The sequence below is a fragment of the Flavobacterium enshiense DK69 genome (assembly GCF_000498495.1).
Classification (GTDB): domain Bacteria; phylum Bacteroidota; class Bacteroidia; order Flavobacteriales; family Flavobacteriaceae; genus Flavobacterium; species Flavobacterium enshiense.
Window position 1 is genome coordinate 1 of sequence record NZ_AVCS01000036.1, and the last position, 2,287, is coordinate 2,287.

Annotated in this window: 2 protein-coding genes; both read left to right on the forward strand. The window is 44.8% G+C overall.

Annotated elements, in window-relative coordinates; all coding sequences use genetic code 11:
* Window positions 1-1,641: gliding motility-associated C-terminal domain-containing protein (locus FEDK69T_RS15015; RefSeq protein WP_035656466.1), on the forward strand; the 1,641-nt coding region annotated here is incomplete at its 5' end.
* A 69-nt stretch (window positions 1,642-1,710) separates the two neighbouring features.
* Window positions 1,711-2,287: PorP/SprF family type IX secretion system membrane protein (locus FEDK69T_RS15020; RefSeq protein WP_035656467.1), on the forward strand; the 577-nt coding region annotated here is incomplete at its 3' end.

The window sequence follows — 2,287 nt, forward strand, 5'->3', positions numbered from 1 at the left end:
CCAATATGTGCGGGAGAAACATTAGCGGCATTACCAACAAATTCAATTGAAGGTATTGCAGGTACTTGGTCTCCGGCAGTTATGGATAATACAACGACAACTACATATACCTTTACGCCGGATCCGGCAGGTCCATGTGCGGTTCCAACTACGATGACTGTTACGGTTAACCCGGTTGTGACACCTACGTTTACTGCTGTGGCGCCAATTTGTGCAGGAGATGCTCTAGCGGCACTTCCAACAACTTCAGCTGAAGGTATTACAGGTTCATGGTTGCCGGCAGTAATGGATAATACGGCAACAACGTTGTATACGTTCACACCGGATGCAGGTCAATGCGCTGTTACAAACACGATGACTGTTACGGTTACTCCGAATGTGACGCCTACGTTTGTTGCGGTTACGCCGATTTGCGCAGGAGATGCTTTAGCCGCTCTTCCAACAACTTCAACAGAAGGTATTACAGGTTCATGGTCACCAGCAGTTATGGATAATACAACGACAACTTTGTATACATTTACGCCTGATGCAGGACAATGTGCTGTTGCAAACACGATGACCATTACGGTTAACCCGGTTGTGACACCTACATTTACCCCAGTTGCGCCAATTTGTGCAGGAGGTTCTTTAGCGGCTCTTCCAACAATGTCAATAGAAGGTGTTACCGGAACATGGTCTCCGCCGTTAGACAACACAACGACAACATTGTATACATTTATGCCGGATGCAGGACAATGTGCGCCAACAGCTACGATGACCATTACGGTTAATCCAAGTACGACGCCTACATTTAATGCGGTTGCGCCAATTTGTACAGGAGAACCATTAGCGGCATTACCAACAAATTCAACAGAAGGTATTGCAGGTACTTGGTCTCCGGCAGTTATGGATAATACAGAGACGACTACGTATATCTTTACGCCAGATCCGGCAGGTCCATGTGCGCTTACAACTACGATGACTATTACAGTTAATCAGTTAGCGACATCTACATTTGCGGCAATGGATCCGATTTGTTTGGGTGATACTTCTGCAACACTTCCTGCAACTTCAGTTGAAGGTTTTACAGGAGTTTGGTCGCCTGCTGCGTTAGATTATACGAATACAACAACGTATACCTTTACTCCGGATGCAGGACAATGTGCTGCGGAAGGTACTTTGACTGTTGATGTTATTGAGAATGTTACACCAACATTTAATGATGTAGCGAAGATCTGTCCGGGAGAAGCATTAACGGCATTACCAAAAACTTCACTTAATGGTATTACAGGAACATGGTCACCTCCGTTGGATAACATGGCTACAACTACGTATACCTTTACGCCTGATGCTGGTCAGTGTGCGACTTCAAAAACACTGGAAATTGTAGTTAGTTCTGATTGTGATATTCCACGCGGTATTTCTCCAAATAATGATGGTCTTAACGATGAGCTTGATCTGACAGAATTCAACGTTAACAAACTGTCTATCTTCAACCGTTACGGTGTGAAAGTATACAATTATGGAGCTGGTTATACCAAACAATGGCATGGTCAGTCTGACGCGGGCCAGGAATTACCGGACGGAACGTATTATTATGTGATTAATATGGGAACTGACGTAACGAAAACCGGTTGGATCTATATCAACAGAGAGCAATAAAATAATTGAACAGGAGTCACTGCTCCCTTAACCGGGGGGCAGTGTTTTCTAAAAGGTAAAGAAAATAACATGAAGAAAATTTATTTGACCGTTTTAGTAGCCTTAGCAGGCTTATTAGAAGTTCAAGCCCAGCAGGATCCTCATTATACTCAGTACATGTACAATCTGAGCGTTGTGAACCCGGCCTATGCGGGATCCAAGGATGCGCTATCGATGGGATTATTATACAGAAAACAGTGGGTCGACATTGAGGATGCGCCAACTACGGGAACATTTTTCGGTCACAGCCCTGTTGGCAAGAACGTTGGTTTGGGATTATCGGTAATCAACGATAAGATCGGTCCTGTTGAGGAGACCAACTTTTACGGGGATTTCTCCTATACGCTTAACTTGGGCGAGGTACACAAATTGGCCTTCGGTATGAAAACGGGAGCTACGATGCATAAGGTTGGCTTGTACGATGATATCGGAAACGGCCACGTACCTGATGATAGTGACCCTGCGTTTGCTGAGAATACGAACAATACGTTTTTCAACATCGGTGCGGGATTGTTTTTCTACACGGATAAATACTACATCGGTGCTTCGGTTCCGAACATGCTTAAATCGAAACACCTTGACTATAACGGCAGGGAGTTCGGGTCGG